The sequence below is a fragment of the Lewinella cohaerens DSM 23179 genome (genome assembly GCF_000379805.1).
Taxonomy (GTDB): Bacteria; Bacteroidota; Bacteroidia; order Chitinophagales; family Saprospiraceae; genus Lewinella; species Lewinella cohaerens.
In genome coordinates this window covers 62,883-89,102 of the sequence record NZ_KB903598.1, presented here as the reverse complement: position 1 = coordinate 89,102, position 26,220 = coordinate 62,883, and the positions used below count along the sequence as shown (strand labels likewise).

The following is a 26,220-nucleotide window of genomic DNA, read 5'->3' as shown; positions in this document are numbered from 1 at the left end:
TGTTTGATGGTTTGGTCGTGAACAAAAAATTAATTTACAGATTGAATGTATTTAAAGATGGCACTAATCTCTGCTTTGTTAAGCTCGCCAGCAAAGGCATTCATTATAGTAGGGCCCCATTGCCGCCATTGCTCCATTGCTCTCGGATCACCAGTAGCAATCATGTGCTGAGAATTTTCGGTAAACCGGGTGAACCACATTTTAGTGTATTCCTGTGGTCCACCAAATAGCGCTGGGCCAGTTAGTTTGGTCTTCAAATCTATCGAATGACAATTTGCACAATGTTCAGCGAATAAACTTTTTGCTTCTTCTAGGGTCGGCTCTTCATTACAATTTGGGTATGCTTTGGCTCCCAGGAAATAAAGAGCATATTGTTCTTCCCATAATTTGTTTTGTCTCAACTGTTCACGATGAAGCGCACGCATATATGGCAAGTCAACACTTATCCGATTTTCGTAAAGATGCTCTGTATCCACATCCATTAATGCTTTAAGCCTTCGTCGGGAAGATGGCTTAAGGTAAAGCTCTACATTATTTTCGTAGCCAACTTGGTAGTTGGTTTCACCAATAAACAACTTACCGTTTTTGTAACCTACCGCCACTACTTTTGCAGCCTGATGCAACCGTTGATACATTCTTTTCTCATCTAAAACACCTGGGTAAAACAACTCTCCGTCTACGCTATTCAACCTATAAATACTCCTCGCATAGGGCATCACATTGTACAGATATAATTCATCGTACTTAACTCCATTAGGAACTTTCGCCTCTAATTTTGCCAAAAAGACCGTATCTGTTGCATTCCTGACGATACGCCTTGGCCAGTACCAACCTAAATCACCCAACTCGAAAGTCAAATACCGCATTCGATGCTCCTCCCGTTTCCATAAAATTTGGCGATATTCTTCTTTTAGTATTTCTACCTCCTTATTCTTTGCGGCTAATGCTGCTCTTATTTCCTGCCGTTTCGTGGACAACTGCTCTTCAAATTGAGCCATCCGATCAACAAGCGTCTCACGGAGTAAATCCGCATAAGCAGCACCTCCTTCTGTGTTTGTCAATCCCTGAGCAGCAAACTCACTGAACTGATCGGCGCGAGAATCGGACTTTGCTCGTAAATAGGTCGCTGCTTGCTGATCTGTTTCCCAAAGATCTTGGTCCAGATTATTTAAGTAAATATCCAAAAGCGATTCGTCACCAATGCTCAACATCATAGCCAAACGCTCCGCAAAAGCACTCGTCGCTAATAAACTATTGGCAAAATCAGCAGATTTTAAAGCTTGTACTTTTAAAGGATCAATACCACAGGAAGTCTCCATTACTGGCCATTCTACCTCATCCATAATCTCCTCTGCTACTGTTTGGTAGCTGTCATAAGATTCAGCAGTATATTGTCCATCATTAAGAACATGATGGCGATGGTAATAAGGTTCATTCATTTCAAGGTGCTGAAACCCACCTGCCAACGCTATCATCTCTCCCCCTGAGAAAGAAAAATAAAGGCTGTCGGCAAGCTCTACACTGTATCCTTTGAATTGCCCAAAAGGTAGCACCGTTGTCAACTCTTCTGCAAATTCTTTGGGATGAAAAGGGAGGTTAGAAAAAGCTTCCGGGATCAAAAAAGAAGCTGCCTTTTCACCTTCTTTCCACCGAATTTTCCCATTTCGCCTCACTTTACCTAAATAGATACTAAATTCTCCTTCAGTCTCTTTGGCGGGAAATTGTAACAAAATCTTAGCCTTAGCTTTAATAGATAGCTCCTTGTTTTCTTTTTTCGCCTCTAGGCGAATTACTCCTAGCTGTTTTTCTCCCGCAGCTCCCATCAATAGCTGATCCGCTAAGGAAAGTGCTTCAACAAGAACGATTTCTACCTCTCCTGTCACCAAATCACCATTAGCGTAAGTAAAACTATTCGCCGGTAAAAAGAGCCGAACGCCTTCTTCTCCAAAGAGAATGGTGTCTCTTTCTCCATTGATGGTAAATCGTTGGTCGGAAGGAATATTTTGGAAAGCTTCCGTTTCCATCTTGTCCTCTGCTTCACAAGCAAGGAGAAGAAATAAAGCGCAAGTTATCAGAATCACAAAGCGCATTTTTTGTTTGTTAATCTACGCTTTTCTACTAAAAATTGCAAGCTTTTTGAGCGCACTCAGATTAGTGTATTTTTCACACGAACATTCTTTTTCCTGCTTAAACCCAGTGTTTACGCATAGTTGAAAAAAAATTATAAAAAACATTCAAAAAGGGTTTCGGGCTTTAGAAAAAAAACCTCACTTTTGTAGTCCTCCTAATGTAGGAGTAAAGAGAAGATACCACTCTTAACACACAACTCACAAGCATCGGCTCACTTCAGGAGACCGGTCTTGACTCTACTTACAACTTACTGATACTCAGCTTTTTACCTCCAGCAGGCCACAGTATTTTTTAATTGCCTAAACGGCTATTAACTATTGAGTATTATGCAAATGGACTACTCCTCCGTATGGGATAAGTGTCTCTTTACGATTCGGCAGCACGTTAACAATCAGAGTTTCAAAACCTGGTTCGAACCGATACGTCCTGTCAACCTTCGTGAGACTTCACTTACCATTCAAGTTCCCAATCGTTTTTTCTACGAGTGGCTGGAGGAGCATTACGTGGGCCTATTGAAAATGACGATTCGCAAAGAACTTGGGGAGAACGCCCAATTGCTCTATCAGATCGTAAACGGTAGCCGAGAAGCTAAGGGCAGAATGAACCGACAGGAACAAACGGGCACCGTTGCCAGAAGTCCACAGCAAGAGCCACCTCGTCAGGGTTATGCTCCCGGTCAAGTAGACACCGGCAACATCAAAAATCCATTTATTATCCCTGGGATCAAGAAACCTAAAATTGATCCTCAGCTTAACGACAAATACACTTTCAATACTTTCATTGAAGGGGATTGTAACCAATTAGCACGATCTGCAGGGCTCGCCATTGCTGATCGCCCAGGTAAGAACTCTTTCAACCCGTTGATTATTTATGGCGATGTTGGTTTGGGTAAAACCCACCTGGCTCAGGCTATTGGTCATCGGGTACTGGAGCTGCATGAAGGTAAATCCGTCTTGTATGTTGCTACGGATAAGTTTACCCAGCAGATTATTCAGTCCATTAAAAACAATGCGGTCAACGACCTGATTAACTTCTATCAGTTTGTAGATGTACTGATTGTTGATGATATCCAGTTTTTGGCTAATAAGCACAAGATGCAGGAGATCTTCTTCAACATCTTCAACCAGTTGCACCAAAACGGTAAACAAATTATCCTTACCTCTGACCGCCCTCCAAAAGACATGAACGGCATCGAGGAACGCCTAATCTCCCGCTTCAAGTGGGGCCTAACAGCTGATCTCCAAGCACCTGATTTGGAAACTCGGATGGCTATTCTATTGTCTAAATCAAATTATGAAGGCGTTGATATTCCACAAAACGTAACGGAATTCATCTGCTACCATATTAAGAATAACATTAGGGAGCTGGAAGGTGCTTTGATTTCTCTCATCGCACGATCTTCTCTTAACCAAAGAGAGATTGATGTTCCTTTAGCCAAAGAAGTGATCAAGAACTTCGTTAGCGAAATCAACAGGGAAATTACGGTAGAGTATATTCAGGAGTTGGTCGCCGGCCATTTTGAACTTCCGGTGGAAATCCTTCAGGGGAAAACCCGCAAACGGCAAGTTGTGATCGCTCGCCAGTTGTCCATGTATCTTGCCAAGCAGTTGACCGACCAGTCGCTCAAAGCTATCGGTGCCAATTTTGGAGGACGTGATCACAGTACAGTGATCTATTCTTGCAAAACCGTACAGGATTTGATGGAAACAGACGCAATATTCAAAGACACTGTCTCTGATTTACAGCGAAAAATAAAAATGTCCCTTAGTAATTAATTTCTTGGGAACTAAAGATCAAGCATTTAGGTTAATCCTCCTGAAAAAAGTTATTTTTTTTACAAAAATGCTTGTCTAATAAGAGTCGGTTATATACCTTTGCATCGCTCTTGAAAGAAGGGCATGAAATTATATATACTTTGGAGACGTGGGTGAGTGGCTGAAACCACCGGTTTGCTAAATCGACGTACCTTTAACGGGGTACCGCGGGTTCGAATCCCGCCGTCTCCGCTCAAGTCTTATCCGAATTATTCGGGGTGTGGCGCAGTCCGGTTAGCGCACCTGCTTTGGGAGCAGGGGGCCGCAGGTTCGAATCCTGCCACCCCGACAAAAGGTCAACAGTTCATTCTGTTGGCCTTTTTCATTTTCAGTGATTTGCTTCTCCTACCCACGCCTTCAAGCGCTTCATTCCCTCCTTAATAGAAATCGTGGGTACATAGCCTAAATCTCGCTTAGCAGCAGAAATATCATACCAATGAGGGCTTGAAAGCTGCTTAGCGACAAAAGTCGTCACGGGCGGCTCTGACTTTATTTTAAACCATCGAAATATACGTTCCAAAAGCCACCCCGCAGCACGAGCAACTTTAGGGTGAATACTTTTATCTACCGGAGGGAGCCCACCAGCATCTAGCAATCCATCTATGAATTCTCGAACAGGAATAGGATCATCTTGCGATAAAAAATAGGTCTTGCCACCTACGATACCTGGTGTTCGGCGCATCACCTCCAAAGCTTGCAGGTGAGCACGAGCGGCATTGTCAATATAGATCGTATCCACCAAGTAGTTGCCATGACCAAGTGTCCAGAGCTTGCCTTTGCGGCGGCGATCAATAAGGCGAGGCAAATAATGCGTGTCTTTAGGGCCCCAAATCAGGTGTGGCCGCAAAGAGCATGTAGCTAAAAGAGAGGAGTTAGCTTTAAGCACAACTTGTTCGGCAATAGCCTTAGTCGCCGGATAATAAGCATCAAACTTTTCGGGATAGGGTAAACTTTCATCAGCGCCTCCCCCACCCTCGTCATAGACAACACTGGGAGAACTGGTATACACCAAGTAAGGAATAGTAAGTTCTATGCAGCCTTTGATAACATTTTCCGTGCCTGTAACATTAGCCTGATAAAAAGAAGCATAACTCCCCCAAACACCTGTTTTTGCAGCTACATGGAAAACAGCTTCGCATCCATTTAGTGCTTTTTTAAGCATCTCATAATCAGAGATATCACCCTGAAACTGGGTAACTCCTAATGTTTCTAATTCGGCATAATAACGCCGTGAATAAGTGACTACTTCATACCCTTCAGCGATCAATTGTTCAACAATAGCAAATCCTAAAAAGCCTCCTCCTCCTGTTACTAATACTTTCATACCTTACATTTAGAATAATAATGCCCTGCTCAAGGTAAAAAAAATGCTAACATGGAGGTCTACGCCAAGGTTTTAAACTATGTAGTACCCTTTTTCATTCTCTTGATCATTATCGAGGCTTTTGCTGCCCGATGGATGAAGGTAAAAATCAACCGGCCTACAGACATGATATCTGGCATTAGTTCCGGAATAACCAATATCGTAAAAGAAGTATTGGGGTTGACTGTTGTCATTATCAGCTATGCCTGGGTCGTTGATAAAATAGCCATTATTGAACTGCAAGCCACCTACCTGGTATACCTTATTGGTTTTATAGGGATAGACTTCGCTGGGTATTGGAGGCACCGTATTCGCCACGAGATCAATATTCTTTGGAGCGGACATGTGGCTCATCATACCAGTGAAGAGTTCAATTTATCAGCAGCCCTACGTTTGCCGTTTATTCGTATTTTTTCTTTGGTCAACTTCTTCCTTGTGCCTGCGGCCATTTTAGGAATTCCGGCAGAAGTTATTGCAGTACTACTGCCCTTGCATTTCTTTCTGCAGGTTTGGTATCATACCCGGCTTATCAATAAAATGGGTTGGCTGGAATCTTGGTTAGTCACGCCTTCTCACCATCGTGTTCACCATGCTATAAATCCAGAATATCTGGACAAGAACTATGGCAATGTTTTCATTTTTTGGGACAAGTGGTTTGGTACTTTTCAGACAGAACTAGCTGCCGTCAAGCCTATTTACGGCGTCACACGGCCCGTAAAAACATGGAATCCTATTCTTTTCAACTTCCAGCATCTGTGGTTATTAATCAAAGATGCCTGGCGTACGAATAATTACTGGGATAAACTTCGAATTTGGTTGATGCCTACTGGCTGGCGACCGGCTGACGTAGAAGAGAAGTATCCAATTTTAGCGGTAAAAGATGTTTTCCTTTTAGAAAAGTATGATTCCAACCCTTTGCCAATACTTATTGCCTGGGGATGGGTACAACTCATTATTACCCTTGGCTTGATGTTTTTCCTTTTCAATCATATCACGGAGATTGGCCTACCAGGAGTATTCATTTATGGTTTCTTTATTCTAACCAGCATTTTTAGCTATACGGCTCTATTGGATAAAGCTAGCTATGCATTACTGGCCGAAATATTCCGGATGGCTTTTGGCTTTTTGCTACTTTGGTGGTGGGAAGATTGGTTTGGTCTCGAAGCCTTGGTTCCGTACAATCGTCTTCTTATCATTATCTTTTTAGGCGTATCTGTAGGCGTATCCGGGTACTTCCATTTTACAGAAATCCGACAAAATGAAGCCTATCACTTAAAACCTAAAGTATGATAATCCAATCTGAGTATCTTGTGCCCCTTACTGGTTCGCAGCCCACACGGCCAGTTTTTCTCTGAATATTTTAGCATTGTGCCGAATGTCTACAGGAAAAGAGGGGTGATAGATAACCTTCTGGATATCCTTAGTCAATTCATTTGCGGCAGCCCAGGCCAAAAGTTCTTTTCTTAAGTGTTCTTCATTCACACTGTCGGCCTCTTTATCTATTTCAACACAGAGAACGGCTTTTCCTGCAACACCCACTAAGGCAGTACGGTATACCTGTGGATGAGTGTTAAAAACAGACTCACATTGTACCGAATACAATTCTTTTCCAGCAAGTTTTACGCGATGAGCCTTCCGCCCACAAAACCAGAGTCGGCCTTCTTTGTCTTTATATCCAAGATCCCCCATGCGGTGCCAATACCTATCGTGGTCTTTAATTTTGGCCAGTTGAGTGGCTTCCTCTCTGTTAAAGTAGGCCTGGGTGACATTCTTTCCCTTTATGGTGATTTCGCCAATCTCTCCTTCCTCTAACTTCAAGTCGTTAGACCAGGATTCGATAGGATCATCAGTTATTTGAATGATTTCTGCCTGGAGCCCTTTTACCGGGCTTCCTATACAAACACCTCCTCCTTTATCGGTTAGCTGCTGAATAGTTGGTGTTAATATTTCGTGGCTCCCAATAGACGCTACCGGCAAGGCTTCTGTAGCACCATAGGGGGTGAATATTGGGGTATCATCATTGAGCATTGAAGCGAAGCGTCGCAGCGTTTTTGCAGGCACGGGTGCTCCAGCAGAAAGTACTCTTTTCAAGCTTGGGAGTTTGATGTCATTGGCCTCTCCGTAACGCCCTACCCTATCAATCAGGGCTGGAGAACCAAACATACTTGTCACATTGAACTGCTGCAATGTCCGAATAAGCCGCTCAGGGTCGACATTTGCTGGCCGGGTAGGGTCCATATCAGGAATGATGCTGCTCATTCCGACGACAGGGTTAAAAAGCGCAAAGGGTAGAAAGGTAGGCAGATCAACTTGACCTACTTTCATATCATAAGTATCCCGGATCATCTGCACCTGGTGGTACATGTTTCCATAAGTACTCATTACTCCCTTGGGCACCCCGGTAGAACCACTGGTAAATAAAATCCCGCAAAGGTCTTCCGGCTGTGCAGCAAAGCACTTTCTGGGCAAATCAGTGCTGCCTGCTTTTTTGATTTCCTCAAGTAGCTTCCCTCCCCAAAACAACCGGGGACCGATGGTGATTTTTTTCTTAATTGTAGACCTGCCCCACCCCAAAAGTACCCTGGCAATATGCGCCTTGGTGATTCCAATAAAACCTGTTGGCTGGGTTTCATCAATACATTTTTTCAAATTCTTGATACCAATACCCGGATCAATCAATACGGGAACGATACCCGATTGCAGAAAAGCAAAACTGAGCGTAAAGAACTCTATACTTGGAGGTACCATTAACACTACCCGATCACCACTTTCAAAACCAGCAGCCAGCAAACCACGGGAGAGACAATTGGTCTGATTCGCAAGTTCTTTGAAACTAATTTTGTGATAAGACACAGCGCCATCCTTAGGCAGTGGCTTCCCTGGCGCTGCTGGTAATGCAATAGCGAGTGCATCGGGTTGGGAGGCAGCCATTTTAAAAAGAGCGGATGTAATATTGTAGTCAATCATGTTAATGTGCTAAAAAATCAACGATCAGTTTACCAACTTCTTCTTGTGCGTCTTCAAGAATATAATGACCGCAATCTTCAAAACGGTGTACTTGTGCATGAGGCAGGTATTCTACCCATTTTTCCAGAATATTGACATCAAAAACGACATCCTTGAGCCCCCAGGCAATCAATATAGGCGTATCCTTGAATAAATGGAGATGATCCTGCAAATCCGTGATTTCATCAAAGCCAGGGTCACCTATTTTGAGGGGTACATCTTGGACAAAACGAAGCGTAGCAATACGGTTTTTCCAAGAATTGTAGGGCGCCCGATAGGCTCGGCGTACTTCGCGTGGCATTTTATTCCGTTTCACACCAATCAACGTAGCACCAAAACTGAAAGCATTGAATGCCCGAACGGCAAAAATGCCCAAGAAGGACCGGGTAAATCGCAGCATAAACGGAAATGCCTTCTGTTTAGGAAGATGAAAAGCAGCAGTATTTAGGAGTACAATTTTCTTGATCGCTTCCGGGTGCCGTCGTGCGTAGTACATGCCAATCATCCCGCCCCAATCGTGTACAATAAGCGTGATGTTATCCGTAATCCCTTTCACCTCCAAAAAATACTCCAAGTCTTTGACACGCTGCGTATAGGTATAATTATAAGCATCATCTCCCGGCTTATCCGAATACCCCATACCTATATGGTCAGGAGCCAAACAATGAAACTCAGAAGAAAGCTTGGGAATGAGTTTTCGGTAATAAAAAGACCATGAGGGGTTACCGTGCAGAAGTACCACGGGGTCCCCTTTGCCCTCTTCCAGATAGTGAAAACGATGCCCTCCAATATCGAGATAATGGCTTTTAAATGGATAAAGATCAGAACTTACGCTAGCCATGTTTACCGTGGTTAAATCATCAATGTGCTATAGATATTTCATTCTAAATTTAACCCATTTATTAGAGAAACCGACAATCTGGTTAACAGGAAGGGAATATTTAGATTTTAAAGTCATAAATTGTATACAATACTTCTTAGTGCATTCGTCCTTTTTATTATCATTTACAACAGTAACCACAATTCCTCTCCGACCTAAACCCACACCAGGAAGATTTCCTGACCTTATCCATATTACACATGAATCGACTGTTCCCTCTTCCTATTTATACGTTCATAAAAACGGCCTATCAAAACGGAGGCATATCGTTTAAAGGACTAAAAAACTTACCAGGCTGGTTGCTCAAAACAGTTCTTTTTGAGCCCCTGCGCTGGATAGAACTTGGTTACAATAAGAAAATTGAGCAGCATCGCCTTGCCGAAGATCCAATTTTCATCCTGGGTTTTTACCGTAGTGGTACGTCTTTTATGCATCAGTTTCTAACGCAGGATGATCGCCTGGGGTATCATACCAACTTTCAGATGATCCTTCCTGAAATCATGCTAGGAAGCGAACGCATTTTGTCGCCATTTTTTGATTTATTTTGCCGCCTTTTCAATTTACAGGACCCTGTCCATAGAATTCAAATGTCTTTTCGTTATCCAGGGGAAGAAGATGCCGCCATGACCACTGCCTTAAACCCCAGAGGTGCGCAATGGGGCTATTTCTATCCCGACATTATGCTCCAACAGTTTAATAAATATGTACTGTTTAATAATATTCCGGATACCGAACTAGAAGCATGGAAAAGAGATTTCCTTTTTTTAATAAAAAAAATATCCCTCGCCAATAATGGCAAACAACTGATTCTAAAAAGTCCTCCCAATACGGCCAGGATAAAGCTTTTGCTAGCTATGTTTCCCAAAGCAAAATTCATTTTTATCCACAGAAACCCTTATGATGTCTATGCTTCCAATAAAAAATTCTGGAAAGTAACCAATCGTATTTACGCCCTGGGAACTACTAAAACTGTTGATAACAATGCCATTATTCTAGAAACCTACACTAAAATCATGGAGCGGTATTTACAAGAAAAAGACCTTATTCCCAAGGGGCAGCTCATTGAAATCCCCTACCAAGAACTTATTCAACACCCGATAGAGAAAATGCAAGAAATTTACCAGACACTTCAATTAGAAGACTTTGGCTACATCGAAGATCAAATGAAGTCTTATATCATGGGTCAAAAAAGCTACGTTAGGTTAAAGCACGAACTTCCGGTACAAGAGAAGGAGACTGTCAAGCAAGCTTTAGCACCTTTTATACAGCAGTGGGATTATCCTTCTCTTTGATGGTTTTGCCGCTCCTCTTGTATAAAAGTGGCCAGTTCCGCAATCGTCTGGTGCTCAAAGATATTTTCGACCCCAATGCGGTAACCGTACATATTGGCTTTAGCGACCACCTGGATACTTTGAATGGAGGCACCACCAAGGTCAAAGAAGTTATCGTAGATACCTATTTGCTCCAACTCCAGCACGTTTTGCCAAATCTTTACCAAGAGTTGCTCTTCTTCGTTTCGGGGAGTATCCGCTACCGATACCTGGATAATACCAGTGGGCATCGGTAAAGCATTACGGTCAATTTTCCCATTGGGTGTTAGAGGGAAAGCGTCCATTTTTACAAAAAAAGAAGGTATCATATAGGTAGGTAATTGCTCACTAAAAAATGCTCGCAACTCACTATTTCCCGGAGATTCTTCCTTTTTAGGGATAAAATAAGCGACCAATTTGCCTGTGCGCACCAGTGCGATGGCATCACTGACGGCAGGATGTTGTCGTAAGACTGCTGCTATTTCGCCCAACTCTATACGATGGCCATTGATCTTCAACTGATCATCTATTCTCCCCAAAACCACGATAGCTCCATCCGCCAAATGCCGGGCATAGTCGCCTGTTTTGTAAAGTCTCGCTCCTTGTTTGGTGCTGAAAAAATCAGTAATAAACTTCTCATTGGTCAAGGCTGGCCGATTCAGATAACCACGAGCCAAGCCTGCTCCGCCGATATGCAACTCCCCTACCACACCAAGTGGCAAAGGCTGCAAGTGGTGATCCAGCACATATAACTGGGTGTTAGCAATAGGCTCACCAATCGTGATAGGCTGCCGGCCTTTATGTATTTGCTTGACGGACGACCAAATCGTCGTCTCGGTAGGGCCATACATATTCCATAATTCATCTACCCGATCTAGCAGCTGGTTGGCTAATTTTCGTGATAATGCTTCCCCGCCACAGAGTGCCTTCAATCCCTGCCTGCCCTGCCACCCCGCCTCGATTAGAAGCTGCCAAGTAGCTGGTGTCGCCTGCATCATGGTCACCTCATAGTTGTCCAACGCATCTGCCAATAAGAGGGGATTTGTCGTCATTTCTTCACTGGCCACAACCACCGTTGCTCCTACGGTCAAGGGCAAGAATAACTCTAGCGCAGCAATATCAAAAGAAATGGACGTTAGCGCCATCAGTATGTCCTTTTTTTCAATTCCAGGTGTGCTCCGCATTGACCAAAGGAAGTTGGTCAGAGACGAGTGGTTAAGCATCACTCCCTTAGGTTTACCTGTAGATCCTGAAGTATAAATGAGGTAGGCAAGCTGACTTGGCTGAGCTAATCTTGGTAGATTTTCGCCAGCCCTATCCATTACAAGTTCCAGGCTATCGGGGTAAACTATAGAAACGCCTGGCTTTACAGCCAAATCAATCGCTATATTCGTCAGCAGTACTTTTACTTCGGCATCCCCAAGTATGTACTGTACCCGCTCTGCTGGAAAAGAAGCGTGGATAGGCACATAAGTACCGCCTATTTTCAGTACTGCGAGCAACGATTCAATGATTGCCGATGATTTTTTCATTAAAACACCCACCCGAACCTCGGGGCCAACCCCTAACTCATGAAGATGCCTTGCCAACGCATTTATCCGCTTATTTAATTCGAGATAACTGAGCTTTGTTTTATCAAAAACAAGTGCAATTTTATTTGGCGTCCTAGCTACTTGTTCTTCAAAAAGATGAGGCAGGCATTTTTCATCAGGAATATCAAGTTGGGTATCGTTGAGTTGGCTTAACAGGTCGGTTATCGCTCCCTCAGGTAATAGTGGCAACTTCGAAATAGCTTGATCCGGTTGTATCAATACTTCATTTAGCAATAGCTGAAAAGACTGGAACATGCGCTCAACCGTCACTGGTTCAAATAGATCGCGATTGTACTCAACTGTTGCCAGGCACTCCTCTTCTATTTTTGAGACCATCAATGTCAGGTCAAATTGAGATACTCCGCGGTCAATTTCCAGAAAATCAGCTTCCAGGCCATTCATTTCCAGCTTAGGCAATGGTGAACTTTGCAAATTAAAAACCACCTGAAAAAGTGGTGAACGGCTAAGGTCACGCTTTGGTTTCAGTACTTCCACCAACTTTTCAAAAGGTAATTTCTGATGAGCATAAGCATCTGTAGCCATTTTTCTAACCCGCTTGAGTAAGTCTCGCCAAGAGCGATCTTCAGCAAAGTCCATACGAAGTACAAGCGTATTGATAAACACTCCAATTAAAGGCTCCAGTTCAGAAAATTGTCGATTGGCAACGGGTGTCCCAACCAGTACCTCTTCCTGCCCGCTATAACGGTACAGTAAGACATAAAAGGTCGTCAACAGAGTCATAAACAAGGTAACATCCTCTTCTTTGCTCAGCTGATCAAGTGCTGCGGTGGTTGCTTTGGATAACCTGAACCGATGGGTTCCTCCCGAGAACGTTTGTCGGGCTCCGCGCTGGCGATCTGTGGGTAATTCCAGTACCGGTAATTCTCCCGCCAACTGTTGCTTCCAGTAAGCCATTGAGGCCTGAAGCGTCTCCTCTTGCTTATTAGCAAGCTGCCAATGCGCATAATCAGCGTACTGGATCGCCAGTTCAGCTACCTGAGCAGGCTTGCTTGTCGTATTGGCTCCATAAAAAGCCATCAACTCTTTTAGGAATACCCCCAAAGACCATCCGTCGGCTACGGTATGATGTGCTATGACTAAGAGCCAGTGTCTCCCTGCTTCCAATTGATAGAGCTGGAGACGAATCAATGGAGCTTGCGACAGGTCAAAAGGCTGTAAAACCTCCTGTTCTGCTAAGCGGCGAGCTTCCTGTTCCGGAGTTGTCCCCTTCTGTTGTTGCAAATCAACAAGCGGGAGTTGGAAAGCCAATGCTGTAGTGACTTCAGGCACGGGAGCTCCCAGTCCCAGTTTAAAGCTGGTTCGCAAGACCTCATGGCGACCAAGAATTTGATTAGCACTTTGTTCCAATGCTGCAACATCAAGCTTGCCTTTCAGTTCGATCAACACCGAAAGGTTATTCACAGCGGTACCTCGATCAAGCAGTTCAAGGAACAACTGCCGCTGCTGTGGCAACGAAAGCGAAAGCGGGCTGTTCTCAGGACGCCGGGCTATTTCTTGGCTATTTGAGCTTAGTTGTTGCCCTTTTCGCCATTTTTCTAACAGTGCACGCTTTGCGGGAGAAAGTTCCATATTTACACTTGCTTTTTATTTCGAAAGTCTTCTTTGGGCCTCCTCCTCACTCATTTCTTCCAGTTGCTTAATCATTTCGATTTCTAACATCATGGCCAGTTTTTCAATGGTAAAAGCCTCAAAAGCATCCTGAGGATTGATACTGATATCGTACGCTTTCCTGATCAATGCTAATATCTGGGCAGCGAGCACAGAGTCTCCTCCCAACTCAAAAAAGGAGTCATGGATTCCTATTCGGTCAATGTGAAGCGTCTGCTTCCAGAGCTCGGCAAGTTTGCGTTCTACCTCATTGCGAGGCTCCACATAAGCTTGTCGCAAATTGGGGCGAGCATAGAGACGAGCAACATGTGTATCACTCCCACCTACTTCGGCGAAGAATGGCATACTGGCTGCCGTTGGATAAAGTTCCAGTAAATTTTTCAAATCAAAAGGTAATACAACGACCTGCGGATGTGGGGTAGCAAGCAAATAATCCAATACGGCCAAGCCTTCTTTTGCCTTGATCACTTTCACGAGGTGTTGCGTTGAAGCATTCTGTTCCTCCAAGCGCGCTGCTGCTTCTGCCGCGAGGCCTACTTCTCCCCAAGGCCCCCAATTGATGCTAATGGCCGATAGCCCCTGTTGCTGGCGATAATGGGCCATTGCATCCAGGTAAGCACTGCCAGCAGCATAGTTTCCCTGCCCCGGAGCTCCCAATACGGAAACCGCCGATGAAAAGAGTACGAAGAAATCAAGCGGCATTGAGGCTGTTTCCTCATGTAATATCCAAGTGCCCTCTACCTTAGGAATCATCACCTTTTTCATTCGTTCCTCGTCCAGGTTGAGCAACGAACCATCATCCAATACTCCCGCAGCGTGGATGACACCCCGCAGCACAGGAAGGTGTTCCTTCATTTGCTGAAACAGTGCCTTCATTTGTTCCTGATCACCTACGTCTGCCGAAGCGACAATGATATCAGCTCCTTCTCTTTGCAAATCCGTTATTGCCGCTGTAGCCGTAGCAGAAGGCTCACTTCGCCCTAACAGCACCAGCTGCCTGGCGCCTTGTTTTACCATCCATTTTGCGGTCAACAAGCCTAATCCACCCAGCCCTCCTGTGATCAAATAAGTGCTATCTGATCGCACCAAAATTTCGGAGTTACCCCGTGGGGCCATTTGCCGGAAAGGCAACAAGCGATGGACAAACCGCTGAGAAGCGCGAAACGCAACTTGGTCTTCCACACCTTCTTGCCCTAATTCTAAAGCTAAAAGCTTGACAGATTCCTCCTTGGGCTGTTCTGGATCTAAATCTATACGGATACATTTAAGTTCGGGAAGCTCAAAGCTGATGACTTTCCCCAGCCCCCACAAAGCAGACTGCTCAATAGCAACAGGTTCATTAGCCTGAACACCTTGAGCGCCCAGCGTAACTAAAAACAGGCGTGGTGATCCGGCAAAACGCTTAGACAAAGCTTGCACGAGGTAAAGTACACTGTTGCAGCCCAGCAGATACATTTGCTCAAAATCTGCCGTTCTTCCCTGTGACGGAGAAGAGACAGAAAGACTCGCAAGATGAATAATGCCATAGATGGAGGCACCTGTTTTTTCTAACTGCGCTGCCAACAATTCTAATATTCCATTCTCCTTCTTTGCTTCAGCAAACTCTATTATTTCCTGAGAAAGAAACACTTGACAAACATCTCCGTTTTCTTCCAGTTGTTTTACCAATTCGTGTCCGAAACCTTCCTTATCGGCAATAACTAGCCAATTTCTTTTTTCTAAAGGTCGGCTCATATTAATGGCTCCTCCTTGCTGAGGCTGCCACGCCAATTGGTATAGCCAGGTATCTTGTTGATTAAGTTGTCGACGTTTACGCTTGGTTATCCGTTGGACACGAAAACCAAGCAGCTCGATAACGATATTCTGTTGATCATCAAACAATAAGACATCTACCTCCAGGCTATCTGCCATCTCAGTTGTAGTAGACGAGAAAGTTACCTTACTCCATATCACCTCGCTTGGTTGAGAGAAAAAATGGATTTCTCGGCAGCCAGAAGGAATGTAAAGTGCTTGGCCCGCAGTCGCTTTTTTCGTTGCAGCGATCACCTGTAAACAGGCATCTAATAAAGCTGGATGTATTTGGTAATCCTGCTGATCATACTGCAAAGAGGTTGGTAATTGAATTCGTCCCAAGGCAACGTTCTCTTTACTCCAAATTTGTTGGACGCCTTGGAAAAGCTGCCCATACTCAACGCCTAGCGTCTGAAATTTTTCATACAAACCAATGACACTTTGCGGAGCTGCTGTATCCTCGCGGAGCAGGTCAAGCTCCGCTTTACTTATTGTTTCTTTTGTCTTCTCTGTCTGTTTTACAACAGCAGCAGTAGCGTGTAGCACCCATTCTCGCGACAAAGCGTTTTGACTATATATGCTTAATTGATATCGATGTTCTCCGTCAGGAGCCAACGACACTTGCAGCGACCTTGGCTTAGCCTTATCCAAGATCATCATTTGTTTAAAAACCATATCAGACAAAAAGCAAGTATCAGCCAAACCTACTTCTTTCAGCGCCTGTAAAGCCACCTCCAAATAAGCCGTAGCAGGAAGAACAGTCTCCCCTTCTAACTGGTGATCCCTCAGATAACTCATCCTTGCAAGATCAATGGTATTTTGCCAAAGATGAGTAGTAGGAGTATGCGCTAGACTTATCTGCGAGCCTAGCAAAGGGTGAATTTTGTCGCCATTTCCCTTTAACGAGTGCCAGGCATTTTGCGATCCTGACGAAATATGATCCAGCCAATACCGCTCGCGTTGGTAAGGAACAGGAGGAAGTCTTAAATGCTTTGTGTGCCCAGGGTAAATGTTTTTCCAATTTATGGGATACCCCTCCGTATACAATGCTCCCAGCGCCTTCAAAAGTGCTTCCTGTTCGGGTTCCTCGCGGCGCAGGGAGGCCAGTGACCTGACTTCGGGATGATTATCGGGTACCGATTGTTGTAATGCGCCCAACAAAACAGGATGAGGGCCAACTTCCATAAACACGGTATACTCACCAACTAGCAATTGCTCTACAGTGTTGGAANACAAAACGGGTTTTCTGAGATTATCGATCCAATAGTTTGCCGAGAAATCGAGCTGATTATCCAGTTTGCCCGTTACTGTAGAATAAAAAGGAATGCTGGCAGGTTGTGGCTGTAGGCCCTGCAATTCCGCTACCAACTCAGGGCGTATTTGATCCATTTGCGGGCTGTGGGACGCTACGTCAACTTTTACCCATTTACAAAAGAGGTTCTTTCTCTGGAGGCTATCCATAATTTCCTCCATTTTTTCAGGATCGCCAGATAGCACGGTAGATGTAGGGCCGTTGATTGCAGCAATAGAGACAGTATCCTCGCAGTCTTGCAAGGCTTCTTTTGCTTGATTCAGCGTTAATTCCGTGACCATCATACGGCCCAAACCCTTAAGCTTTTTGAGGTGTTGGCTACGGACACAAATCACCTCCACAGCATCTTCCAAACTTAGAACGCCTGCTATGTGGGCGGCAGCAACTTCTCCCATACTGTGGCCCGTCACTGCGTCGGGCGTAATGCCCCATGATGCTAACAACTCAGCGAGGGCCACCTGTATCGCAAAGATGGCAGGCTGAACGACTGCTATTTCGTCTAACCGTAGTTCATCTTTTTCGGCAAGAAGTACTTCTAACACAGACCATCCAAAACGGCTTTGAACAAGTTGATCGATACGTATAATGGCCTCATAAAATACTGCTTCCTGTTTTAGTAATTGGCGTCCCATGCCATACCATTGGCCGCCTTGGCCAGAAAAAACAAAGGCTAGCTTAGGCTTTCGATCAAGAATGGAGTCAGCTGTAAAAAGGTTGATATCTGCCCCACCCGCTAAATAAACTTCCAGGCTATCTGCCAATGCTTGCCGGGTAGTGCCAACTACCGCCAGGCGATAGTCAAACTGACTACGCCGGAAGCTGGCCACTTGACAAATATCTTTGGCGGTTGTCTCGATGTTAGTCTTCAGTAAATCATAAAAGTATGCTGCAACGATACTCAGATGATCCTGACTATTGGCGGATATTGGTAATAAGTAATCAGGCTGATGGGTAGAGATAAGCGTTTCATTGCTTACGATCTGTTGCGGAGAGGGTTCCGCTTCACTAAAGACCAAGTGGACATTGGTTCCACCAAAACCAAAAGAACTCACGCCTGCGATGGCTGGTGCTGTGGTATCTGGCCAAGCTTCGGTAGTCGTTTGCACCCGGAGGTTAAGCTCCTCAAAAGGGATGTGTGGATTTGGGGAATGGTAGTGCAAACTGGGGGGAATCGTGCGGTGCTGCATCGACAGCACTACTTTTATCAAGCCAGCCATTCCTGCCGCAGCTTCCAGGTGTCCAATATTGGTTTTCACAGAACCAATAGAGCAGGTGCCTTTTGTTTGAGCAGCACCAATAACTTTGCCAATAGCGCCAGCCTCCATGGAATCGCCTAAAAGTGTTCCGGTGCCATGGGCTTCTACGTATTGTACCTCTCCCGGCGCCACCCTTGCCGCCTGATAGGCTTCTCTCAGCATCGCTTCCTGTGATTCCTGGCTGGGAGCCATCAAACCATTGGTTCGTCCATCTTGTGCAATGGCGCTTCCCCGAATCACGGCCAGCACGGGATCATCATCCGCCAGCGCCACAGATAGCGGCTTGAGTACGGCTACACCGCCGCCTTCTCCCCGCACATAGCCATTGGCCTGGGCATCAAATGTTTTGCAACGCCCATCCGGCGCTAAAACTCCTGCTTTGGTAAAAGCTATCGAATGCGCTGGCGAAAGTATCATATTTACACCACCGGCAAGTGCCATCTTACATTCCCCATTCCGCAAACTTTGACAAGCCAAATGCACTGCCACCAACGATGAGGAACAGGCCGTATCTATAGCCATACTGGGCCCATGAAAATCAAAAACGTAAGAGATTCGGTTGGCCGCAATCGACAAAGCGCTACCCGTACCCGAATGACTAGAAATATGTAGCGGATCTCCTAACTGAGACTGGCTGTATTCGCTAATAGAAATCCCTACAAACACGCCTGTTTTACTGCCGCTAATGTCTTTCTTGTGTTGTCCTGCGTCATCCAGTGCTTCGTAGGATAGCTCTAGCAATAAGCGCTGCTGAGGGTCCATGTGCTTGGCCTCCAGAGGGGAAATCCCAAAAAAGAAAGGATCAAACTCATCTATTGTATCCAAAAATCCGCCCCAGTAGGAAATGGCTTTCCCAGGAACGGCGGGATCAGGGTGATAGAATGCTTCTTTTACCCAACGGTCAGCAGGCACTTCCGAAATCATATCAACACCTTCACTCAATAATTGCCAAAATGATTCGGGGTCGTTAGCACCTGGAAACCTACAGCTCATTCCTATGATAGCAATAGGCTCGTTTGCAGGGATACCCGGCGTGTTCTCCGCCGAATTCGAGTTTTCTTTTGCACCATTCTCCGCTAAATGGTGAGCTAATTTCAGAATACTGGGATATTCATACGCTAAGGTGGGTGAAAGCCGACGATCCAGCCAATCCTCCAAATCCCCAGACATCATCACTACGTCACTAGACGATAGGCCATAGTCGGTAAAAGACTTTTCGGTATCAATCGTATCCGGATCAATCTCCAATAACTCAGCAATTTGACTGATCAGCCAATCCTGAATTTCGCTGGTGGTTTTTTCCTCCTTCATTGTAATAACTATGGGTCACAGGTTCTACTAAGGCACTTATTTTTTGGGGCGCTTTCCGCCCACTTGCATTTGCCAGAATGCCGTCATACCTGGCCGTCGGTCAGGCGTACTTTGGGAAGTCTCGGCACTCATTTTTTTCCACATCAATGGATACGCCTCTACCGGTGGTATTTCTGTCATCGGCGTTGGTGCTGGTATATTGCGGTGGGCGGCCTCAATGTAAGGGGCCAGCATTTCCTGCTTTTCTTTTTCGCGGATAGCTTCTCTCTCCTTGAACTCAGGTAGAACTTCGGCGGCAAAGAGTTTGAGGGAATCGCAGATATGTTCGTGTTTATAAGCGCCACATTGATGTAAAAGGATCAACTGATCTACGCCTGCATTTTCCAATGCCCGAAAATTTTCGACAAGGTGTTTTGGGTTACCAATGCCACTCATTCCTGCCTTTTTACGCTCACGTTCCAGCTTTTTATCAACAGAAACCGGGCGCTTGTTGAATGCTTCCCACATATCAGTTTGGCCCGGATGATGGATACCGTCCCGCCAGTAATGCCCGAGTCCGTAAGCAAAAAACTGAGCGCCTTCCTGCCCCCTCTCTACAGCAGTATCATGATCTTTATGGCACATGAACCCCGTTAGCATTGAGACATTAGGGTTGACAGCCTGAGCAATAGGGTTGCATTCTCTTTTGAAGGTCTCGTAATATTCATCCACCCAAAATTTGGCTTCTTCTGCATTGATAAAAGCAAAAGTCAGCCCACCCATTCCCAGCTTAGCCGCTAAATTCAGGCTATCGCGATTGGAACAAGCCGCCCACACTGGTGGATGAGGTCGCTGCATAGGTTTCGGCACCACATTGCGATGCGGCATCGAAAAGTATTTCCCTTTGAACCCTGGGTAAGGGTTAGTGCTCATCATTTTGGCGGTTTCCTGCACTGCTTCTGCCCACATCGGGCGTTTGTCTACAAAGTCGACACCAAACCCTTCCAGTTCCATGCGCGAACCGGATTCCCCCGTCCCCCACTCTACTCTTCCACCACTGAGGATATCGAGTGTAGCCAAACGTTCAGCCACTCTTGCAGGATGGTTATACTTGGGAGACATCACGACAATACCATGCCCCAGGCGAATATCCTTGGTTCGTTGACTACAAGCAGCCAGGAAGACCTCAGGGGCCGACGAGTGGCTGTATTCTTCCAGGAAATGATGCTCCTGAACCCAGACATAATCGATCCCCAGGCTGTCAGCTAGTTCTACTTGCTCCAGCGCTTCGTGAAAGAGCCTAACTTCATCCCCTTCTGCCCAGGGGCGGGGTAACTGTAAGTCGATAAATATTCCAAACTTCATGGCTATAGGGTTTCTTTAAGCGTACTTGAGATGTAGTTCTTTTTACAGAGAAAGTGTTTTATTTTCCCACTGGTCGTTTTGGGTATACTGCCGGGTAATGCCAGTTTAATATCAAAAACCTTGAGTTCGTGGTTTTCGGCAATCGCTTTACGAACTGCGCTACGAATAGCTTCCGGTTCGGCCTCTGATCGGTGTTGTATTTCAACAATGACAACAATCCGTTCACGGCCAGCTTGCGCTATTGAAAAGGCCGCGCATCCTGCTGGCCTGATAGCCGGGTGAGCTTGTTCTAGCGTCCTTTCCAAATCGTGGGGATAATGGTTTTTACCATCAACAATGATCAAATTCTTGAGGCGGCCAGTGACGTATAGCTCTCCATCATTCATAAAACCAAGATCACCTGTCCTTAAAAAAGGCCCCTCCTTGCTATCTGCGAGATAAGCCGCAAACGCATTGGCTGTAGCTTCCCTGTTATTCCAATAGCCACTGGCAACGCTGGGGCCATTCACCCATATTTCTCCAAGCTGATCAGGCAAGCAAAGATTAAGTGTTTCGGGATCAACAATTCGTAGGTTTTGGTTCGCCAGGTTTTGGCCAGAACTTACTAATACTTGGCTATCAGTATCGGAACTTGATACAACGACTATTTCACGATTCTCCAAGGCCGACTTTAGCACCTTCTTACTCACGGGGGCTCTCCATTTTGGCCCTCCGACAACCATGAGCGTAGCTTCCGCTAAACCATAACACGGGAAAAAAGCCTCTCGGCGAAAGCCACAGGAGGCAAAGAAATCTGCAAATTGCTCCAGCGTTTTGTGGTAAATCGGCTCTGCTCCATTAAAGGCAATTTTCCAACTACTCAGATCTAGTTGATCTCTTTGAGCTGGTTTAATCTTTCGCAGACACAGTTCATAGGCAAAATTAGGCCCTCCACTGGTGGTGGCTTTAAATTTACTGATGGCTTTAAGCCAACGAATAGGTCGTTGTAAAAACAGTAAATGAGGAATCAGCGTGACAGTATATCCGGTATAAACACCTTGCAAGATGCCACCGACAAGCCCCATGTCATGATAAGGTGGCAACCAGGTAACAATCTGGCTATCAACCGTTAGCTCCATCGAAGCTTCAAGGACACTCAAATTATGGAGAAGATTGGCGTGGCTTACCATTACTCCTTTGGGTGTCGTCGTTGAGCCAGAGGTATACTGAAGGAAAGCCAAATCTTTTCCTTTTGTCCCCTGCATCTCCCAACGATCCGCCCAGCTGTCCAAGTCCTCCCGATCAGTTAACAGTAATCTTAGTTTACTAAACTTCTCCTTTACCGATTGTTTTGCTGTAATCGCCGTAAACAAGGGTGTATTTAACAATGCTGCAGTAGGCTTGGCGTCATCAATAATCCGAAGCATAGCAGCCAGCGACTTTTCAACACGAGCAGGGTGAGGTGGCGTTAACGGAATGGCAACAACACCCGCGTAGAGGCAGCCAAAATAAGCCGCAATAAAATCCAATCCGGTTGAAAAAAGTAAAAGCACCCGGTCTCCTGGCCGGGTGGCCGTTTGTAGCAATGCTCCAATGGCGCGAGCCCGACGATCTAACTCCTCATAAGTCAAGCTGATCTCATTCTCTTCTCCATCTTTGAGCAAGCGATAGGCCAACTTCTGCGGCTGGTACACCGCACGCTGCTGTAAGACATCAGCCAGAGAAGTTGTCAGGTCCTTCATGAATTTTATTCAAGGTTGGTAAAAAATAATGCGCAAAAAACAGAGTATCTTGACACATAACTTCACTAGGTAAAAAGTAAAACAAAACCACTGCCTTTAGGGGAGTTCCTACACTTGGAAAAAGGTAACTTTCAAAATTTGAGGTTTACTAAAGGTAAAAACATCCGTAGAAAAACAATATATTTAAGGAACCATTTATAGAGGTTACTTAGTAATTCGACGGAAATAAGCTGCGCCATTTTTAATCCGTCACTTAATGTATTCTGCATTCAAAACCCATAAAAGTGAATAATCACCGTAACCTCCCCAGCCCCCGTCCCATCATTAAAGGGCGACCGGATTACTATCTTACCCCTACTCGTGATTTCACTCAGTATACCAAGGATAGTGAAGAAAAATACTGGAGTCAGGAAACTAAATTCGACTGGCAGCAGAGTGTTCAGGGCAACCTAAAAAAACACTTGAAAGGCCTTGATGCTGATCGTTTTTTAAAAGTGTCTTTTATGGTTTTACCAATGATAGAAGACACCCTAATCTATAAAATCAACCAGATACAGCAAACAAGATTGCCTTTGGAAGAGGAAGGCCTGAAGGACATTGCCGAATGTATTCCCCAAGACAACGCTACTATTCATCAAGCATTACTTATCCAAGCGCCGTTAAAAAAGATCCATTTAGACGTAAGGAAATTAAGTGATCAACTGGAAATTGAACAAAGTGAATTACTGGATTTGCGTGAACAACAACGGCTAGGACTATTCAATAATGGCACAACCGTAAAATACATAGAAACAGAAACGGAACGAAAAAAACAACAGGCCCACTTAGCCCATTTGATCGACCAAGTCAACCAGACGAAAGAAGAGCTGCGGCAAACGCAAATCGAGCTCAAAAATGAATCAAGGCGATTAAAAACAAACATCCAAAAGGAGCTTAATACGATTGAAGCACAGGTTTTGCTAGACCTTGAAGCAACGCTGAGGCTCGTGCAAAAAACACTAAGCTCGAAAACCTTACCCGATGACCAAGTGGATTTATCTCGCCTCAAGGACTTGATTTTACAGCGGCAGCTCCGTGGCCTGAAAGACATCGCTAATCACGCCCTTGTTGTAGAGCAAAGTGCTATCGCTCCTTTAACGATGGGCATCATTCACTACAAACGTTACCGGGAGATTCAAGAAGCGATGACCACCTTTATCAACGATGAAGCGAAGCATTCGGCTACTTTTCGACGTTTCCTTGCCGAGAAACTAGAAGCTAAAGAGTTCATTCCTGACAAGCTTCTCAAAGGTGCCAATAGCTATATGTGGCTGGCACGCTTCCTCCCCGGCACCGGGTTGTTTCTGGCCGTAATTGTGGAAGCTATCGGTGCTGCCTACCTTGAGTTTTTTGGCGAAGAAGAGTATATGCCCGACCCGCTGTTCTGTAGTATTTGCAAAACGATCTCTGAACAGGATGAGACAAGACACATGGATTTGTGCGTGGCTATGTACAATGAGCTTTTCCGGAAAGGTAATCGCTGGGAGCAATATCGCAACCGCATGGCATTGAAAGTAATGATGAAGTCTGTCTATGGTGACAAAACAGATGACCACCACCTCATTCAGGCCTTCCAGGCCTTTGGCGTAGCACCTGAAACACTCTACCAGCATATCGTTAATCGGTTGAGTCAGCAATTGGCGAGAATAAGCTTGTACATTGAACCGCAAGAACTCATGGAGATAATAGGCCGAAAAAAAGCAACTCCGTAACCATGACCAACACCATCATTGAGAGCATCGGCGTTTATCTCCCTCCTCGGTCATTTACCACTACGGAGGTCTTGCAGGATTGTACGACACCGATACGGTTTCCGCTCGAAAAAATTTCAGGTATTAAAACCCGGCGTATGGCAGGCCAAGAAGAGTTTTCACTCGACTTAGCACAAAAAGCCATTGAGAACTGCCTTGAAAAATCAAAATATCACCCCAACGATATCGACCTCCTTATCTGTTGTAACATATCCAGATTTGACGGGCCTGACATGGTTTCTTTTGAGCCTAGCACCTCGATCAAACTCCGGAAGCATTTTGGATTTGACCATGCTATCGCTTTTGATATTACCAATGCTTGTGCAGGTATGTTTACGGCAATACACCTTGTTGACAATCTGCTGAATGCAGGTGCTATCCGCCGAGCTATCATCGTCAGTGGTGAATATATCACCCACCTTACGCAAACCGCTCAAAAAGAGATAGAGAACTTTATGGACGACCGCCTAGCCTGCCTGACCCTAGGCGATGCGGGTGCTGCCCTTCTCCTGGAAAAAGGCCTCAATCAAACAACCGGTTTTCAAAAAATAGACCTGCGAACTTTTGGTCGATACAGTCCTTATTGCATTGCAAAAGTATCCGAACATGGGGGATGGATCATGCACACCGACTCGGTCAACATGACCGATGTTGCCATAAAAGCCGGGGCAAAAAATGCCCTTGAGGTATTGCATAGCGCAGGTTGGCCACCCGATCAGTTCCAGCACTTGATCATGCACCAAACTTCACGCATGACCATGAATAGTGCCCGCAGAGAGATCAACAATCTGCTGGAGGATAAAATTCTCCACGATGACAATACGATCAACAATTTGGAGCAACGTGGAAACACGGCTTCCACCTCGCATACCGTTGCCTTAGCCGATCACATCCTCAATCAACGAATTAAAACCGGCGACAAAGTAGTCTTTTGCGTCACGGCATCGGGCCTCACCATCGGTACAGCGCTATACACATTTGATGACCTCCCAGACCGGTTTCAAGAGAAGGGTAAACCTGGTCTTAAAACCTCTAATCCGAAAAAATGGAAACCGCGTGTCTCTTCTTCTGCTCCCGGTATCCGAATTGAGCAGGTGGGTATAAAACTACCCGATGATACCAAGGCCGAAGATTCACTGGAATTACTGCACAGTGCGGCCACCAATTGTATCATGCCTTCTGCCTACTCGCCCAATGATATTGGTCTTATCATCCATAGCGGTGTTTATCGCGACGAATATTTATTGGAGCCAGCACTTGCTGCCTTGCTCGCCGGGAGGCTGAACATGAACGCAACCGTATCAGACGCAGAGGAGCAAACAACCCTGGCTTTTGATGTTTTCAACGGTGCAATCGGTTTTCTAAACGCGTGTTATCTAGCGCAACAAATGATTATCGCTGACTGTACTAAAGCCGCCATGATTGTCGCTGCGGAATGTGAAAACAATGCAGACCTGTTCCCTGATCAACTCATAGATATTCGGGAAGCGGCTTCAGCCATTATTATGGACGCTCATCCTGAACAAAGCAAAGGCTTCTCCCAGTTTCTCTTTCATTATCAAACGGCAGAAATTGAAGACTATACTTCTTATTGTTGCACCAAAGAGATCAGCCCCCGCCTGCAAATTGATAAGACGCCGGACCTTGAAGAAAAATACATTGCGGCTATTGTACCAATGGTAAAAGAAATACTACAACAAGAAGGACTTGACCTTCAGCAAATCGACCGAATCTTCCCTCCCCAAATATCATCAGTATTTATCACTCGACTAAGTCAAGCCTTACAGCTTCCGCGCGAAAAGTTTGTTGATATTGCGGGAGAAGGCCCGGATTTATTCTCATCTTCTATTCCTTTTGGATTGGCACATGCTTATGAGCGTGCATGGGTCAAAGACGGTGATATTGGGTTACTCATTGCCGTAGCCTCGGGTATCCAGGCGGGCTGTGCTATTTATCGTTTTTAAAAACAAG

Annotated in this window: 13 protein-coding genes and 2 tRNA genes; 7 read left to right on the top strand and 8 right to left on the bottom strand. The window is 45.2% G+C overall.

Annotated features, from left to right (window positions below):
* Positions 1-29: 29 nt before the first annotated feature.
* A complete protein-coding gene (locus A3EU_RS0125970) occupies positions 30-2,081 on the bottom strand; it encodes a c-type cytochrome (RefSeq protein WP_169433399.1) in 2,052 nt (683 codons plus the stop codon).
* A 375-nt stretch (positions 2,082-2,456) separates the two neighbouring features.
* Between A3EU_RS0125970 and dnaA the strand changes: the two genes are divergently transcribed.
* The 3 genes from dnaA (at position 2,457) to A3EU_RS0125950 (ending at position 4,233) form a co-directional block, all read left to right on the top strand.
* Positions 2,457-3,905: a chromosomal replication initiator protein DnaA gene (gene dnaA, locus A3EU_RS0125960; RefSeq protein WP_020539109.1), complete on the top strand. Its 1,449-nt coding sequence runs from the start codon at positions 2,457-2,459 to the stop codon at positions 3,903-3,905.
* Positions 3,906-4,047: 142 nt separating this feature from the next.
* Positions 4,048-4,136: transfer RNA gene (locus tag A3EU_RS0125955), tRNA-Ser, on the top strand.
* A gap of 22 nt (positions 4,137-4,158) precedes the next feature.
* A tRNA-Pro gene (locus A3EU_RS0125950) sits at positions 4,159-4,233 on the top strand.
* Between the two features lie 39 nt (positions 4,234-4,272).
* Here the strand turns inward: A3EU_RS0125950 and A3EU_RS0125945 are convergent.
* Positions 4,273-5,268 (bottom strand): NAD-dependent epimerase/dehydratase family protein, encoded by a 996-nt coding sequence (locus tag A3EU_RS0125945; protein ID WP_020539108.1) that lies wholly within the window; start codon positions 5,266-5,268, stop codon positions 4,273-4,275.
* Positions 5,269-5,319: 51 nt separating this feature from the next.
* Here A3EU_RS0125945 and A3EU_RS0125940 point away from each other — a divergent pair, with 51 nt between their 5' ends.
* On the top strand, positions 5,320-6,597 hold the full coding sequence (locus tag A3EU_RS0125940; protein WP_020539107.1) for a sterol desaturase family protein: 1,278 nt from the start codon (positions 5,320-5,322) through the stop codon (positions 6,595-6,597).
* Between the two features lie 27 nt (positions 6,598-6,624).
* On the opposite strand, the gene A3EU_RS0125935 is transcribed toward A3EU_RS0125940, so the two are convergent.
* Positions 6,625-8,274 carry a fatty acid CoA ligase family protein gene (locus A3EU_RS0125935; RefSeq protein WP_020539106.1) on the bottom strand — a complete coding sequence of 550 codons (1,650 nt, stop codon included), beginning with the start codon at positions 8,272-8,274 and terminating at the stop codon, positions 6,625-6,627.
* A gap of 1 nt (position 8,275) precedes the next feature.
* Positions 8,276-9,154, bottom strand: a complete 879-nt coding sequence (locus tag A3EU_RS0125930; protein WP_020539105.1) for an alpha/beta fold hydrolase — start codon at positions 9,152-9,154, stop codon at positions 8,276-8,278.
* Positions 9,155-9,393: 239 nt separating this feature from the next.
* Between A3EU_RS0125930 and A3EU_RS0125925 the strand changes: the two genes are divergently transcribed.
* Positions 9,394-10,485 (top strand): sulfotransferase family protein, encoded by a 1,092-nt coding sequence (locus A3EU_RS0125925; protein WP_044086965.1) that lies wholly within the window; start codon positions 9,394-9,396, stop codon positions 10,483-10,485.
* Here the strand turns inward: A3EU_RS0125925 and A3EU_RS31945 are convergent.
* The 4 genes from A3EU_RS31945 to A3EU_RS0125905 form a co-directional block, all read right to left on the bottom strand.
* Positions 10,470-13,685, bottom strand: coding sequence for a non-ribosomal peptide synthetase (locus A3EU_RS31945; RefSeq protein ID WP_020539103.1), 3,216 nt, complete (start codon positions 13,683-13,685; stop codon positions 10,470-10,472). The genes A3EU_RS0125925 and A3EU_RS31945 overlap by 16 nt on opposite strands.
* Before the next feature lie 15 nt (positions 13,686-13,700).
* Complete coding sequence (locus A3EU_RS31940; protein ID WP_020539102.1) at positions 13,701-19,394, bottom strand: type I polyketide synthase; 5,694 nt, start codon at positions 19,392-19,394, stop codon at positions 13,701-13,703.
* 36 nt (positions 19,395-19,430) lie between these two features.
* Positions 19,431-20,738, bottom strand: coding sequence for an LLM class flavin-dependent oxidoreductase (locus tag A3EU_RS0125910; RefSeq protein ID WP_020539101.1), 1,308 nt, complete (start codon positions 20,736-20,738; stop codon positions 19,431-19,433).
* A gap of 2 nt (positions 20,739-20,740) precedes the next feature.
* On the bottom strand, positions 20,741-22,459 hold the full coding sequence (locus A3EU_RS0125905) for a fatty acyl-AMP ligase (RefSeq protein ID WP_020539100.1): 1,719 nt from the start codon (positions 22,457-22,459) through the stop codon (positions 20,741-20,743).
* A 284-nt stretch (positions 22,460-22,743) separates the two neighbouring features.
* Between A3EU_RS0125905 and A3EU_RS0125900 the strand changes: the two genes are divergently transcribed.
* Both A3EU_RS0125900 and A3EU_RS0125895 read left to right on the top strand, forming a co-directional pair.
* Positions 22,744-24,210: a ferritin family protein gene (locus tag A3EU_RS0125900; RefSeq protein ID WP_020539099.1), complete on the top strand. Its 1,467-nt coding sequence runs from the start codon at positions 22,744-22,746 to the stop codon at positions 24,208-24,210.
* A 2-nt stretch (positions 24,211-24,212) separates the two neighbouring features.
* Positions 24,213-26,213, top strand: coding sequence for a 3-oxoacyl-[acyl-carrier-protein] synthase III C-terminal domain-containing protein (locus A3EU_RS0125895; RefSeq protein ID WP_020539098.1), 2,001 nt, complete (start codon positions 24,213-24,215; stop codon positions 26,211-26,213).
* Positions 26,214-26,220: the final 7 nt, after the last annotated feature.